Annotated in this window: 15 protein-coding genes; 10 read left to right on the forward strand and 5 right to left on the reverse strand. The window is 63.0% G+C overall.

Annotated features, from left to right (window positions below; all coding sequences use genetic code 11):
* Positions 1-12 precede the first annotated feature (12 nt).
* A complete protein-coding gene (locus A7X77_RS09315; protein ID WP_064682651.1) occupies positions 13-1,227 on the forward strand; it encodes an MFS transporter in 1,215 nt (404 codons plus the stop codon).
* Here A7X77_RS09315 and A7X77_RS09320 read toward each other — a convergent pair.
* Positions 1,224-1,640, reverse strand: coding sequence for a winged helix-turn-helix transcriptional regulator (locus tag A7X77_RS09320; RefSeq protein ID WP_064682652.1), 417 nt, complete (start codon positions 1,638-1,640; stop codon positions 1,224-1,226). The genes A7X77_RS09315 and A7X77_RS09320 overlap by 4 nt on opposite strands.
* A 122-nt stretch (positions 1,641-1,762) precedes the next feature.
* Here A7X77_RS09320 and A7X77_RS09325 point away from each other — a divergent pair, with 122 nt between their 5' ends.
* Positions 1,763-2,668 carry an SDR family oxidoreductase gene (locus A7X77_RS09325; protein WP_064682653.1) on the forward strand — a complete coding sequence of 302 codons (906 nt, stop codon included), beginning with the start codon at positions 1,763-1,765 and terminating at the stop codon, positions 2,666-2,668.
* A gap of 406 nt (positions 2,669-3,074) precedes the next feature.
* On the opposite strand, the gene A7X77_RS09330 is transcribed toward A7X77_RS09325, so the two are convergent.
* A complete protein-coding gene (locus tag A7X77_RS09330; protein WP_064682654.1) occupies positions 3,075-3,827 on the reverse strand; it encodes a pyridoxine 5'-phosphate synthase in 753 nt (250 codons plus the stop codon).
* Positions 3,828-4,277: 450 nt separating this feature from the next.
* On the opposite strand from A7X77_RS09330, the gene A7X77_RS09335 reads away from it, so the two are divergent.
* A complete protein-coding gene (locus A7X77_RS09335; protein ID WP_064682655.1) occupies positions 4,278-4,970 on the forward strand; it encodes a MerR family transcriptional regulator in 693 nt (230 codons plus the stop codon).
* Positions 4,971-5,009: 39 nt separating this feature from the next.
* Here the strand turns inward: A7X77_RS09335 and A7X77_RS09340 are convergent, their stop codons facing one another.
* Positions 5,010-6,137 (reverse strand): ATP-dependent DNA helicase, encoded by a 1,128-nt coding sequence (locus tag A7X77_RS09340; protein ID WP_064682656.1) that lies wholly within the window; start codon positions 6,135-6,137, stop codon positions 5,010-5,012.
* Between the two features lie 83 nt (positions 6,138-6,220).
* Positions 6,221-7,147 (reverse strand): LysR family transcriptional regulator, encoded by a 927-nt coding sequence (locus tag A7X77_RS09345; protein ID WP_064682657.1) that lies wholly within the window; start codon positions 7,145-7,147, stop codon positions 6,221-6,223.
* 131 nt (positions 7,148-7,278) lie between these two features.
* On the opposite strand from A7X77_RS09345, the gene A7X77_RS09350 reads away from it, so the two are divergent.
* The 4 genes from A7X77_RS09350 (at position 7,279) to A7X77_RS09365 (ending at position 10,640) form a co-directional block, all read left to right on the forward strand.
* Complete coding sequence (locus A7X77_RS09350) at positions 7,279-7,758, forward strand: carboxymuconolactone decarboxylase family protein (RefSeq protein ID WP_064682658.1); 480 nt, start codon at positions 7,279-7,281, stop codon at positions 7,756-7,758.
* A gap of 67 nt (positions 7,759-7,825) precedes the next feature.
* The gene (locus A7X77_RS09355) at positions 7,826-8,581 is read left to right on the forward strand and encodes an SDR family oxidoreductase (RefSeq protein ID WP_064682659.1); all 756 of its coding nucleotides are present in this window, start codon (positions 7,826-7,828) and stop codon (positions 8,579-8,581) included.
* A 66-nt stretch (positions 8,582-8,647) separates the two neighbouring features.
* On the forward strand, positions 8,648-9,064 hold the full coding sequence (locus A7X77_RS09360) for a cupin domain-containing protein (protein WP_064682660.1): 417 nt from the start codon (positions 8,648-8,650) through the stop codon (positions 9,062-9,064).
* 94 nt (positions 9,065-9,158) lie between these two features.
* A complete protein-coding gene (locus A7X77_RS09365) occupies positions 9,159-10,640 on the forward strand; it encodes a cyclic nucleotide-binding domain-containing protein (protein ID WP_064682661.1) in 1,482 nt (493 codons plus the stop codon).
* Positions 10,641-10,654: 14 nt separating this feature from the next.
* Here the strand turns inward: A7X77_RS09365 and A7X77_RS09370 are convergent, their stop codons facing one another.
* Complete coding sequence (locus A7X77_RS09370) at positions 10,655-11,143, reverse strand: RrF2 family transcriptional regulator (RefSeq protein ID WP_064682662.1); 489 nt, start codon at positions 11,141-11,143, stop codon at positions 10,655-10,657.
* Positions 11,144-11,414: 271 nt separating this feature from the next.
* On the opposite strand from A7X77_RS09370, the gene A7X77_RS09375 reads away from it, so the two are divergent.
* Genes A7X77_RS09375 through A7X77_RS09385 form a run of 3 tightly spaced genes read left to right on the forward strand, consistent with a single transcriptional unit; the run spans position 11,415 to position 13,106 of the window.
* The gene (locus A7X77_RS09375; RefSeq protein WP_064682663.1) at positions 11,415-11,795 is read left to right on the forward strand and encodes a COG4315 family predicted lipoprotein; all 381 of its coding nucleotides are present in this window, start codon (positions 11,415-11,417) and stop codon (positions 11,793-11,795) included.
* 16 nt (positions 11,796-11,811) lie between these two features.
* Entirely contained in the window at positions 11,812-12,327 is a 516-nt protein-coding gene (locus tag A7X77_RS09380; protein ID WP_064682664.1) for an RNA polymerase sigma factor, read from the forward strand.
* A complete protein-coding gene (locus A7X77_RS09385; RefSeq protein WP_064682665.1) occupies positions 12,324-13,106 on the forward strand; it encodes an anti-sigma factor family protein in 783 nt (260 codons plus the stop codon). The genes A7X77_RS09380 and A7X77_RS09385 overlap by 4 nt, the downstream gene beginning before the upstream one ends.
* The last annotated feature ends 1 nt before the right edge of the window (position 13,107 follow it).

The raw sequence follows: 13,107 nt of genomic DNA on the forward strand, positions 1-13,107 counted from the left end.
CCGGAGTTTCAAATGAGCATTTCAGCCACTACGCCGGATGAGGCCGTCTCACGGGCCCTCTCCCCCTGGCTCACCTTCCTTTTCGCCACTGCCTGCGGGCTGGTGGCAGCCAATCTCTATTACGGCCAGCCGCTTGCCGGGCCGATCAGCGCCGATCTCGGCTTCACGCCGGCCGCGACCGGGCTGATCGTCACGCTGACGCAGATCGGCTACGGCCTCGGCCTGCTGCTGATCGTGCCGCTCGGCGACCTCACCGAAAACCGCCGGCTGGTGCTGGCGCTGGTCGCCGTCTCCGCACTCGCCTTGATCGGTGCCGCGCTGTCGACGACACCCGCCATGTTCCTCACCGCCTCGCTGTCGATCGGCCTTGCCTCGGTCGCCGTCCAGGTGCTCGTGCCTTTCGCCGCGAACATGGCGCCGGATGCGACGCGCGGTCAGGTCGTCGGCAATGTCATGAGCGGCCTGCTCTGCGGCATCATGCTGGCCCGCCCCTTTGCAAGCTTCGTCGCCGAGGCCTCCTCCTGGCACATGGTCTATTACGTCACCGCGGCGCTGATGCTGGTGCTCGCCGTCGTCCTGCGCGCCAACCTGCCGGTCCGCGTGCCGAAGACCAAGCTCGGCTATGGGGAACTGCTCGCCTCCATGGCGCATCTGGCGCTGACCTCGCGGGTGCTGCAGCGCCGTGCGCTCTATCAAGCCGGCATGTTCGGCGCCTTCAGCCTGTTCTGGACGACGACGCCTCTGCTGCTCGCAAGCCCGGCCTTCGGCCTGACGCAAAACGGCATCGCCCTATTCGCACTTGCCGGGGCGGCCGGCGCCGTCGCCTCGCCGATCGCCGGCCGGCTTGCCGATCGCGGTATGACCAAGGTCGCCTCGACGATCGCCATGCTGCTCGGCATGGCCTCCTTCCTGATCAGCCATTTCGCCGCTGACGGCTCGCTCACCGCAATGATCTTGCTGACGGGGGCCGCGATCATGCTCGATTTCGGCGTGACGACCAACCTGGTCTGCGGCCAGCGTGCCATCTATGGGCTGAACCCGGAACATCGCAGCCGGCTGAACGGCCTCTTCATGGCCACCTTCTTCGCAGGCGGCGCGCTCGGCTCGGCGCTCGGCGGCTGGGCCTATGCCACCGGCGGCTGGACGATGACCGCCTGGATCGGCTTCGCCTTTCCGGCACTCGCCTTCATGCTGTTCCTGACGGAAGGGCGCGGCAAGGAAGCCTAACCATCGGCGGAATCAAAACGCGAGCGGGCGGCGCGCACCGCGTCATGGTTCGCTTCCGCCCAGTTCAAAAGCTGCGACAGCGGCTGGTAGAGCGAACGTCCGAGATCGGTCATCGAATATTCGACGCTCGGCGGCTTGGTCGGGAAGACTTGGCGATTGACATAACCATCCCTCTGCAGGTCGCGCAGCGTCTGCGTCAGCATGCGTTGCGAGATATCAGGCAGCATCCGCCGAAGCTCGCCGAAGCGGCGGGGCTCGGCCGCCAGCACTTCGAGCAGTAGCGTCGACCATTTGCCGCCGATCTGCTGCATCATGTCCCTGACCGGGCAATTGGAAAAATCGAGGCCGGCGAGATCGATCTCGCGCCGCATCCCCGGCATCCTGTTCTTGAGGCTGAGGACCTCGCTGCTCATGGGATGGTTCCTTTTCAGTAACGTACAGCCGAAAAACTGCCTCCTTTACACTGCGAAGTCAATTCCTATTCTAGCGTTAGTCTCTTTTTGAGACCATCATCAAACGCAGAAGGAAATGACGTATGAGCGAAACCATCCTGGTCACCGGCGCCGCCGGACAGCTCGGCCAGCGTGTCATCCATCACCTCATCCAAACCTACAAGGTCGCCCCCGGCAAGATCGTCGCGGCGACGCGCAGCCCGGAAAAGCTCGCCGAGCTTGCAAACAAGGGCGTCGTCACCCGCAAGGCCGATTTCGATGATGTGGCGGGCTTGGAAAAGGCTTTCGCCGGCGTCGACCGGTTGCTGCTCATCAGCACCGACGCGCTCGACACCCCCGGCAAGCGCCTCGCCCAGCACAAGGCTGCCGTCGCTGCCGCCACCAAGGCGGGCATCAAGCACATCGCCTATACCTCGATGCCGACGCCCGACGATTCCCTCGTGATCTTCGCGCCCGATCACCTCGGCAGCGAAAACGCCATCAAGGCAAGCGGCCTCGCCTATACGATCTTCCGCAACGCCTGGTATCACGACAATTACCTGCACGGCATGCCGCACAACCTGCAGGGCGGCAAATGGTACAGCGCCACCGGCGACGGCAAGATCTCGACCATTGCGCGCGACGACTGCGCCCTGGCGATCGCAGCCGCCCTTGCCTCCGGCACATCCGAAAGCGCCACCTATACGCTGACCGGCACCGAACTGCTAACCAACCGACAGGTCGCCGCCACCGTCTCTGAGGCCGCCGGCAAGCCGCTCGACGTGGTCGACGTCAATGACGAACAGCTCGGCCAGGGCATCCGCGGCGCCGGCCTCCCCGGCTTCATCGCCGACATGCTGGTATCGGCCGACGCCAACATCCGCGCCGGCAAGTTCGAGATCGTTACTGCAGACTTCATCAAGCTGACGGGTAAACAGCCGCAGCCGCTGAAGGATTTCTTCGTGGCGCATAAGGCCGCGTTGACGGCTGCTGGCAGCGCTGCCCATTGAACATTCTGCTCATCCCTGCGCTTGTGGCAGGGATGAGCGGTCTGGTTTTGAATGAGAAACTCGTACCTCAGATGAGTCACTCACGGCGCCGACGCGCCGTGGGTCGATTCTGTGACATCCCTTGGGACAAGGCCCCCCGAGGCGCAGGAATGGAGGATAGGAGGTGCCGTGGGACACCCCCCTCTGCCCTGCCGGGCATCTCCCCCACAAGGGTGGAGATTGGCTGGGCGCAATGGCTTCCCCAAACAACTACCGTATAGCTACTGCGGGAACGATGGTCCAACCTCTTGCCGATCTCCCTCCTTGTGGGGGAGATGCCCGGCAGGGCAGAGGGGGGTAACCCCAGGCGCTGCAGATGCGACAGCAAAACCAGTTGATGCCACCGTGCCGTCGCTGGACGATACTTTCAAACCTTCTGCCCGCACGCCCTGCAGAACCGCCGCACCGTTTCCGCCATGCCATATTCCAGCGCATCGGCGGTCAGCCCATGGCCGATGGAAACCTCGGCAAGATCAGGAATGCGCTTCACCAGATCAGGCAGGTTTGCGACCGTCAGATCGTGCCCGGCATTGACCGCAAGGCCGATCGCCACGGCCGCGTCCGCCGTCTTCCCCAACGCTTCGAGAATCGGGGCGGCCCGCTCCGGTGCGTCATAGCAGCCGCCATAGGGGCCGGTGTAAAGCTCGATCCGGTCAGCGCCCACCGCCTTGGCGATCTCGACCGCTTCGGCATCGCCGTCGCCATCGGCAAAGAGCGAGACGCGGCACCCCATCGTCTTCAGCCGCGCGACGACATCGGTGAGGAAAGCCTGATGTTTGCGGAAATCCCAGCCGTGATCGGAGGTTGCCTGGGAGGGATCGTCGGGCACCAGCGTCACCTGCTCGGGTGCGGCGCCGGCACAGAGATCGAGGAACTCGTCAGTCGGGTAGCCCTCGATGTTGAACTCGGCCTTGGGGAACTCATCGTCGATCAGGTTGCGGATGACGGGCAGGTCGGAAAATCTTATATGGCGCTGGTCGGGGCGCGGATGCACCGTCAGGCCGCTGGCGCCCGAGGCAAGCGCTATGCGCCCGAAGGTTTCGACGCTCGGCCAGGGCAGATCACGCCGGTTGCGCAGCATGGCGATGGCGTTGAGATTCACGGAGAGCTTGGCGGGCATGTTTGATATCCATCGGCGCTGAAACGGAGGTTCCGCTTTTAAGCCAAGTGCCCGGCGATGGCCAACGAGATTCGCGAATGGATCCTATACCGGTTGCTGATGGGATGCCGTAGGGTCGAGGTTCGCTGGCCACCGCCGCGCCGACAGCAGTAATTCTCGTCGCCCCTGAAGATGGCCGGCCGATGCCGCAAGGCGGCGGATGTTTTACTGCAGCACACGGCAACAGCCTGCGATTGATGCCGTCGCGTTGCTATCCCATTTAAAAGAGATTATTTTTAGCACTTCTAAAAAAGATCGTTCACGCATAACGTGGACATTGTGTCGCGTAAACGTACGCCGCGTACTGCTTCTTTCCCCCTGTAAGACGCTCAGAGGAAACCCCACTCGCCGCGACCGGGAAGCAACTGGCAAAATCCGCATGAGGTGCAACAACATGCCCTAGGAGGGTTCATGCCAGACGGCTCCAAACGCCTGTTTGCTACCGCCGGTATCACTTCGGAGGCCCGGTCGAAATACCGGTTCCTGCCTTCGGCCGCGCTGCCGCCGGATCTGCCTGATGGTCCCGTGCCTATTGCCGATATGGCAAACGCATTCGGCGTTACGCACAGGACATTGCATTTTTACGAAGAAAAGGGATTGATCTCGGCCAATCGCATCGGCCTGATGCGGGTCTACGGCCAGGACGACGTGATGCGCATGGCCGTCATCACCGTCTGCCGCGAGACTGGCATGCCGATCGCCGTCATCCAGGAATTGATGCACGAACTGCGCGGCGCCGATTCGCAGGAAACGGCCGAAGCGATGTTCCGCGAGGCCCTGCAGGTGCGCAAGCGAGAGCTGACGGCCGAAATGTCGACGCTGCACCGCCAGCTCCAGCAGGTCGGCGATCTTCTGGATTTCGACGACGGCATGGAAATACAGCCACTCAACGACAATCAGGACAGTTCCAGCCTCACCTCCCAGGAACGGCGTTGCCTGGAACTGATGGCCGAGGGCTATTCCACCCAGCGCATCGCCCGGGCGCTCGACCTGAAGCATGACGAGACCCGCGACCTCGAAGCCGGAATCATCCTGAAATTCCGTGCCAACAACCGCTTCCAGGCGATCGCCAAGGCCGTTCTGCTCGGCATCGTGCAAGCATAATTCCGCTGACGGCCGCCACCGTCCCCTTCCCAACTGGGATCAACGCACGATCGTCAGCGTCTCCGCCGCGCGCGTGATCGCCGTATAGAGCCAGCGTTCCCTGGTGTCGCGAAAAGCCCAGCTCTCGTCGAAGAGCACGACGTCATTCCATTGCGAGCCCTGCGCCTTGTGGACGGTCAGAGCATAACCATAGTCGAACTCGTCATAGCGCTTGCGGGTGTTCCAGGGAATCTCGCCGTCGACATCCTCGAAGGCCTGTTTGAGCAGCTTGATCTTGGCCGCACCGCGATCCATGTCGTCGTCTTCGGGACGGACGAGGAGATTGATGCCCGGCTTCGTCGTTTCCTTCGACGAGGTCATCACCTGCCAGAGCGAGCCGTTGAGCAGGCCCTTGGCCGGATCGTTCCGCAGGCAGACGAGCTTGTCGCCGGTCTGCGGATAATCGGCGGAAAAACCCTTCAATTCGCGCAGGCGCTGATTGTAGCGCCGCCGCGTCCTGTTGGTTCCGACGAGCACCTGGTCGGCGTCGAGCACGAGTTGCTGCGTCACCTCGTTCTTCGAAATCACCTTGGCCGTGCCGTAGTCGCCATACATGATCTCGTTGCCTTCGCGCACCTGCATGGCGAGCTTGATGATCGGATTGTCGCGCGCCTGCCGGTGGATATCCGTCAGCAGGTAATCCGGCTCCTGATTGGTGAAGTAGCCGCCGCCCGAAACGGGCGGCAGCTGGCCGGGATCGCCGAGCACCAGGATCGGCGTGCCGAAGCTCATCAGATCCTTGCCGAGCGCCTCGTCCACCATCGAGCATTCGTCGACGATGATCAGTGCGGCTTTCGCGACGGGGCTCTGCCGGTTGATCGAAAACATCGGTGCGATCGAGGTCTTGCCGGTTTCCTCGTCTTCCACCGCCTCCTCACCGCGCGGGCGATAGATCAGCGAATGGATCGTCTTGGCGTTGGAGGCGCCGCGCGAACGCAGCACTTGCGCCGCCTTGCCGGTGAAGGCGGCAAACAGCACGTCGCCATCGACATTCTCGGCAAAATGCCGGGCAAGCGTCGTCTTGCCCGTTCCGGCATAGCCGAACAGGCGAAAGAGCGGCGAGCGCCCTTCGTTCAGCCATTTCGAAACAGCCTTGAGGGCTTCGTCTTGTTGCGGCGCAAATTGCATGACCAGACGACTTGGCAGGATTCGCCTGACTTAGGCAAGGCGGAAACTGACGCGGCACGGCCGATGGCGGCAGATCCCTGCACTCACCCGTTCCAGCCCCGGTCCGCGCCGCTTGCGCACATCGACGGGTCCTGCCCCATCGCATCCATCAGAAAATCCAGAACCGTCTTGACGCGCAGCGGCATGTTGCGTCGCGAGGGATAGACGACGGTGACCGGCAGCCGGCTCGGCTGGAAATCCTTCATCACCGTGATCAGCCGGCCGGCGGCGATGTCGGGCTTGGCGATGATGTGGGAGAGCACCGCAAGGCCTGCGCCGGCAAGGGCCGCCCTGTGAATGGCGACGGCGTTGCAGGCGGTCAGCCGCGGCGAGATCCGGACGGTCATGTCTTCCGAGCCGTTCGAAAAGGACCATATGTTGGCCTCGCCTGCCCTGCTGTAGCACAGGCATTCGTGATCCTTGATGTCCTTCGGCGCGCGGGGCGCCGCCCTGCGTGCGAGATAGGCGGGAGACGCGACGAGGAAGGCCGTCGTCCAGCCGATCCGCCGGCAGACGAGGCTGCTGTCGGCGACCGGGCCGAGGCGCACTTCGAGATCGAGGCGCTCCTCGATCATATCCGAGCTTTGCTCCCTGAAAAGGAGCTCGACCGAGAGCTTCGGATGGGCGGCGAGAAGATCGCCTAGCCGCTCGCTGAGATAGAGGCCGAGTGGTGCCGGAACGCTGAGCCTGACTTTGCCCGAAGCGATCGCTCCATCCGATCCGGCGGCATCGCCGAGCTCCTCCACCGCTTCGAGTATCCTTACCGCCATCGGCATCATCCGCTCCCCCTCCGCCGTCAGCGACAGGCCGCTCGTCGTGCGATGCAGGAGGCGGGTGTTGAAATGACCTTCAAGTGCCGCGACCTGTCGCGAGACTGCCGGCTGGGTCACGTCGAGATCATGCGCGGCGGCTGAAAACGAGCCCGTCTCCACGACACGCTGAAAGGTCCGCAATGCCGAAACGATATCCATGACAGGCCCCTCATACTTTTGCGCATAGGCGTTATACCGCCAGACTAAGCGAGAATGACTTTACAGTCCAGCAATTAAGGATATCTTCCATCCATAAGGATACCAAATGTCCTTAATAACGGGAGAAAGACATGACCCAGCGATTGAACTACGCCCAGCAGTCCCCCGAGCTTTTCAAGAAGTTCATGGAATTCAGCATGGCGCTGAGGAGCAGCGTGATCGACGAGAAGCTGCAGGCCCTGGTCGAAATCCGGGCTTCGCAGATCAACGGATGCGGCTTTTGCCTCGACATGCATGTGAAGCAGGCAAAGATCCATGGCGAGAGCGAGCTGCGGATCTATCACGTCGCCATCTGGCGGGAATCGAACCTGTTCATCCCCCGCGAGCGCGCAGCGCTTGCCTGGACCGAAGCCCTGACGAAGCTGCCCGAAGGCGGCGTTCCCGACGAGATCTACGAGCGGGTTCGCGGCCAGCTTTCCGAAAAGGAAATCTCCGACCTGACCTTCGTCGTCATGGCCATCAATGCCTGGAACCGCGTCAATGTCGGCTTCAAAACCGTGCCCGGCACGGCCGACAAGGCCTATGGCCTCGATAAGGCTGGCCTGAACTAACCCTCGCAATTCATTGAGAAGATTCAATTTTGACGCTGCCGCGCCCCGGAGCGAAGGGAGACCCGTTATGAAAATCGTCGTCATCGGCGGAACCGGCCTCATCGGTTCGAAAACTGTCGAACGCCTGCGCAAGCGCGGCCATGAGGTGATTGCCGCCTCGCCGAACTCAGGCGTCAACACCATCACCGGCGAGGGGCTGGCGGAAGCGCTGGCGGGCGCTCAGGTCGTGCTCGATCTCGCCAATTCGCCCTCCTTCGAGGACAAGACCGTGCTCGAATTCTTCGAGACCTCGGGACGCAATCTTCTCGCCGCCGAGAAGGCCGCAGGCGTCAAGCACCATATCGCCCTTTCAGTCGTCGGCACCGAGCGCCTGCAGGAAAGCGGCTATTTCCGCGGCAAGCTCGCCCAGGAAAAGCTGATCGAGGCCTCGGGCATTCCCTATACCATCGTGCATTCGACGCAGTTCATGGAATTCCTGAATGGCATCGCCCAATCAGGCACCATCGGCCAGACGGTCCGCCTGTCACCGGCCTATGTTCAGCCGATCGCTTCCGACGACGTCGCCGACGCCATGGCCGACGTGGCGCTTTCCGCCCCCGCCAACACCACGGTCGAGATAGCAGGTCCGGAACGGGCCCGCCTCAGCGAACTTGTCGCCCGCTACCTGAAGGCAGCGAAAGACCCGCGCACCGTCGAGGCCGACGCCGAGGCGCGATATTTCGGCGCGAGACTGAACGATCAGTCGCTCGTCTCCGACGACAACCCGCGGCTCGGTACGATCACCTTCGAAGAGTGGTTCGCCACATCAGTCCCGTCGAAGTGATTGACTTGCCTCAGGACGCGGCCGCTTGGGCGCGTCCTCTCCATCCCAGCAACACAGGAGATTCCCATGATCAGAGCATCAATCATCGCCGCCGCCCTCGCCTTTCTCACAGCGACCGGTGCCGCCGCCCATGACAGCAGCAAATCCGCGAAGGTGACGCTCGTCTATGAGCACGAACTGCCGAACGTGCCGGGCAAGAGCATCAAGGGCGTGCTGGTCGAATACGGCCCGGGCGGCTTCTCCGAAGGCCATACCCACCCGGAGTCGGCATTCATCTACGCCACCGTGCTCCAAGGATCGATCCGCAGCCAGGTCAATGACGGCCCGGTCAAGGTCTATCAGGCCGGAGAGAGCTTTTCCGAAATGCCGGGCGACCGCCATGGCGTCAGCGCCAACGGCAGCGAAACCAAGCCAGCCCGCCTGCTCGCCGTCTTCGTCGTAGATACCGATCAGAAAGAGCTGACCTTCCCACTGCAGAACTGATGGCCGGTCAATGCTCACCCGCGCAAGCCGATGCTTGCGCGAGTGGCCGACATGCTGAATCATGTGCCGCTCGCCCTCCCGGAGACAGAGAGAGATGATCTACGACGCGCTCTTCGGCAAGCCGCTGATATCCCTCATCGTGGTCGGCTTCGCCGGTATCGTCGTCTGGTACTTCCTCTCCAGCCAGCGGCCGACGACGCGGCTGGTGGTGCAGATCCTCTTCTTCGCGGTGATGACGCTGATCCTCGTCGGCAGTGGCATGGAACCGCACCGCTTTCAGGGATATCAGTCCGAAGACTCGCAGGCCATGCTCGTCATCGTCGCCAAGTCGCTCTGGTGGGTCCACCTGGCATGGGCCGTTGTCGGTTTCATCAGGCTTTATCTGGTGCTGGAGGGCAGTCCGCGCGAGGCCCGCCTGCTCCAGGATCTCGTCATCGGCGTCGTCTATATCGGCATGATGCTCTCGATCCTCGCCTTTGTTTTCGGCGTGCCGATCGGAACCCTTGTCGCGACATCGGGCGTGGTCGCCATCATTCTGGGTCTGGCGCTCCAGAACACGCTCGCCGACGTCTTTTCCGGCATCGCCCTGACGCTCGGCCGCCCCTATGTCATCGGCGACTGGATCCTGTTGAGCGACGGCACCGAAGGGCGCATCGTCGAGAGCAATTGGCGCGCGACGCACATCCTGACCCCTGGCAACAATGTCGTCGTCCTGCCGAACAGTTTTCTAGCGAAACTCGGCCTGACCAATGTCAGCCGGCCGGACGAGACGCATCTGCTGATCCTCACCATCCGCATCGCCCCGACGCGGATGCCGGCATCGATCCGCCAGGTCATGCTCTCCGCGCTCACGAGCTGCAATTCGATCGTGCGCGAGCCGCCGCCGGTCGTCGCCCTGAAGGGCCTGGATGCCACCGCGCTCGAAGTCGAGCTGCAGTTCCGGGTGACGAGCCCCAGCCAGCGCGTGCCGGCGCGAAACGAGGTGCTCGATCTCGTCTATCGCCATTGCAAATCCGCCGGCCTGCTTCTGGCCGTTCCACCCGCGGCCAATGTCGTGACCGCCGTCCTACCGACGGAAGAAAACGCCAAGCCGCCGAGCGTCACGCCGCTTGCGCTGATCGAAGCCATTCCGGTCTTTGCGACGCTGACGTCGGATGAAAAGCAGAAACTCGCCGAGACCACCACGGTCCGGCAGTTCCGCAAGGGCGACGTGATCGCGCGGGAGGGCGAAATGCTGCCCTCGCTGATGATGGTGCGCGCCGGCATCATCGTGGCGCGGCGCGAAGGCGAAGAGCGCGGGCGCTTCGCGCCGGGCGATTTCTTCGGCGAGACCGGCCTGCTCGCCGGCATGCAGGAGATCTGCGCCCTGGAGGCCCTGACCCCGGTGACGGTCTATGAAATCGACCAGGAGGCCTTCGCGCCGCTGCTCACCGAACGCCCCGCTTTGGCCGAAGAAATCGCCGAAGCCCTCGCCGGCCGCACCGAACGCTTCCGCGACGGCGCCGCCCTGCCCGCGGAACAGGCCCGCAACGCCCACGCCATCCTGAAGACCATCAGGACTATTTTCAGGGCGTAGAGATTCGCACCCTCTCAGCCGGCGCGCTTCAGCACCCATTCGAAGGTGCTCTGCCAGATGTCGGGCCGCACGTCCTCGGACAGGGTATCGACGAGATCGGAGAGCCGGACGGTTCTCAGCGTATTCCGCCAGGCTTCGTCGGCTTCCCACATGATGCGGGCGACGGCGCACGGCTTGCTGTCGCAATAGCCGGCCGGCCGGCACGGGTTGTTCTCGCGGATGTTCGTGCAGGTGAAGCTGCGCTCCTTTCCCTCGACCGCCTCGACGATGTCGAGGAAATTGATATCGGAGGGGGATCTCGCCAGCCTGTAGCCGCCGCTCGGGCCGAGCGTGGTATCGACGAGCGAGGCTTGCGAAAGGCTTTGCAGCGCCTTGGAGAGATATTCCTTCGGCAGACCATGAAGCTCGGCGAGCGCCTTGGTGGAAAGATACCTACCCTCGGGCAGGCCTGCGAGAATGGCGCAGCAATGCAGCGCCCACTCGACCTGGCTTTTCAGGATCATTCAGCAACTCATAATGGCCGGTTCTGCGAACCAAATTAAGGATACAGAATATCCGCAAAGCGGCATGATGTAAATGACCGGCAGCGACGGCGAGGATGTCCAGCTTCGCCGAGCAGATCGCATCCCTCGCTTGTATCGTGGTCTCCGCGACCTCTCTCCAGCCTGATCTTGAGTCGCGAAAAACTTTCGCTCAGCCGGGAATAAAACCGCCTCGTCCGGTGTCTCATCTCAGGTATCGCAGCATTGCGTGCCCAACCCGAGGAGAGACATCATGACATCCGTGAAATTCGTGTCCGTCGCAGCCGCAGCCGCCCTTGCCGCGACCGCTGCTTTCGCCGCCCCTCCCGTCAAGGAAGTCGAATCCGCCAAGGGCAAGGTGCTTGCCGGCGAAAACGACATGACCCTCTATACCTTCAAGAAGGACGCCAAAGGCGTTTCCAACTGCTACGACGATTGCGCCAAGAACTGGCCCCCGCTGATGGCGGCTTCCGATGCTAAGGCCGATGGTGCATATTCGATCATCGAACGCAAGGACGGCACGAAGCAATGGGCCAAGGACGGCATGCCGCTCTATTACTGGGTCAAGGACAAGAAGGCCGGCGACATCACCGGCGACGGCGTCGGCGGCAATTGGGATCTCGCCAAGCCGTGACGCCAAGAGAACCGGCGTGAAAACACCCGCACCCGAAACATTCGAGGGCCAGATCCTGGCCCTCCTGCCCTCGCTCAGGCGCTATTCGCGCAGCCTGACGCGCTCGGATGCCGATGGCGAGGACCTGCTCCAGGACTGTGTCGAGAAGATTCTGGCTCGCCGCGGCCAATGGCGCGGCCTCAACCTGCGCGGCTGGGTCCTGACCATCATGACCAATCTCTACCGCAACGGCCGGCGCGGCAAGGCGCGCGACGGCCTGATCGAACTCGACGCCGCGGAGGATATGGCAGCGCCCGAACTACCGGCCGATCCGCTGGAGAGCGCCCGGCTCAACGATGCGCTGAACAGCCTTTCCGAGGAGTACCGCGCCGTGCTGATGCTCGTCGTCATCGAGGGATACAGCTACAGCGAGGTCGCCGCCGCGCTCGATATCCCGATCGGCACGGTGATGTCGCGCCTGTCGCGCGCCCGCCGGCGCGTCGCCGAGCATCTGAAGGCCGATAACGTCATTACGCTTCGGAGACCGAAATGAACGAGACCAACCCGATCGTCACCGAAGCCGATCTCCACGCCTATGCCGACGGGCAGCTGACGGAAACGGCCCGCGCCCGCATTGAGGCCTACCTTGCCGACAATCCGGATGAAGCGGCGATGGTCGCCGAATGGCAGGTCCAGAACTCGGGCATCCGCTCGCTTTTTACCGGTTACGAGAAGGCCAGGGACATCGATCCCCTGCTCGTCGCTCCGCTGCGCGCCGTCTCGCCCGCGCGGCAGCGCTGGGCAGCAGCAGCCGCGGCCCTCCTCGTATTCGCCCTCGGCGCCGTCAGCGGCCACTATGGCCCTGTCTTTTTGGAAAAGCCGGAACTGCAGCTCGCCGGCTCCGAAACCTTCCCGAAACAGGCCGAGACCGCCTTTACCGTCTATGCTGCTGAGGTCCGCCATCCCGTCGAGGTCTTTGCCGACGAGGAGGCCCATCTCGCCACCTGGCTCGGCAAGCGCCTGGCGATCCAGAACCTCAAGATCCCCAACCTGCAGCCGCTCGGCTTCAAGCTCGTCGGCGGCCGCCTGCTGCCGGTCGACGGCAGGCCGGGCGCGATGTTCATGTACGAAAACCAGGCCGGCGAGCGCCTGACCGTGATGGTCGGGCGCAACAAGGAAAACCGCACGACGAGCTTCCGCTTCGCCTCGTCCGGCAATCTCGAAACCTTCTACTGGGTCGACGGCGAACTCGGCTACGCCGTCACCGGCGAAATCTCGCGCGAGTCGCTGCGCGCGGTGGCCGAGGAATGCTACAAGCAGTTTCCGTCGTGAG

This window comes from Rhizobium bangladeshense, assembly GCF_001662075.1.
GTDB lineage: Bacteria > Pseudomonadota > Alphaproteobacteria > Rhizobiales > Rhizobiaceae > Rhizobium > Rhizobium bangladeshense_B.

Coding starts and splice junctions, on each gene's coding strand:
- A7X77_RS09315 (WP_064682651.1), top strand. CDS start 13: ATGAGCATTTCAGCCACTACGCCGGATGAGGCCGTCTCACGGGCCCTC.
- A7X77_RS09320 (WP_064682652.1), bottom strand. CDS start 1,640: ATGAGCAGCGAGGTCCTCAGCCTCAAGAACAGGATGCCGGGGATGCGG.
- A7X77_RS09325 (WP_064682653.1), top strand. CDS start 1,763: ATGAGCGAAACCATCCTGGTCACCGGCGCCGCCGGACAGCTCGGCCAG.
- A7X77_RS09330 (WP_064682654.1), bottom strand. CDS start 3,827: ATGCCCGCCAAGCTCTCCGTGAATCTCAACGCCATCGCCATGCTGCGC.
- A7X77_RS09335 (WP_064682655.1), top strand. CDS start 4,278: ATGCCAGACGGCTCCAAACGCCTGTTTGCTACCGCCGGTATCACTTCG.
- A7X77_RS09340 (WP_064682656.1), bottom strand. CDS start 6,137: ATGCAATTTGCGCCGCAACAAGACGAAGCCCTCAAGGCTGTTTCGAAA.
- A7X77_RS09345 (WP_064682657.1), bottom strand. CDS start 7,147: ATGGATATCGTTTCGGCATTGCGGACCTTTCAGCGTGTCGTGGAGACG.
- A7X77_RS09350 (WP_064682658.1), top strand. CDS start 7,279: ATGACCCAGCGATTGAACTACGCCCAGCAGTCCCCCGAGCTTTTCAAG.
- A7X77_RS09355 (WP_064682659.1), top strand. CDS start 7,826: ATGAAAATCGTCGTCATCGGCGGAACCGGCCTCATCGGTTCGAAAACT.
- A7X77_RS09360 (WP_064682660.1), top strand. CDS start 8,648: ATGATCAGAGCATCAATCATCGCCGCCGCCCTCGCCTTTCTCACAGCG.
- A7X77_RS09365 (WP_064682661.1), top strand. CDS start 9,159: ATGATCTACGACGCGCTCTTCGGCAAGCCGCTGATATCCCTCATCGTG.
- A7X77_RS09370 (WP_064682662.1), bottom strand. CDS start 11,143: ATGATCCTGAAAAGCCAGGTCGAGTGGGCGCTGCATTGCTGCGCCATT.
- A7X77_RS09375 (WP_064682663.1), top strand. CDS start 11,415: ATGACATCCGTGAAATTCGTGTCCGTCGCAGCCGCAGCCGCCCTTGCC.
- A7X77_RS09385 (WP_064682665.1), top strand. CDS start 12,324: ATGAACGAGACCAACCCGATCGTCACCGAAGCCGATCTCCACGCCTAT.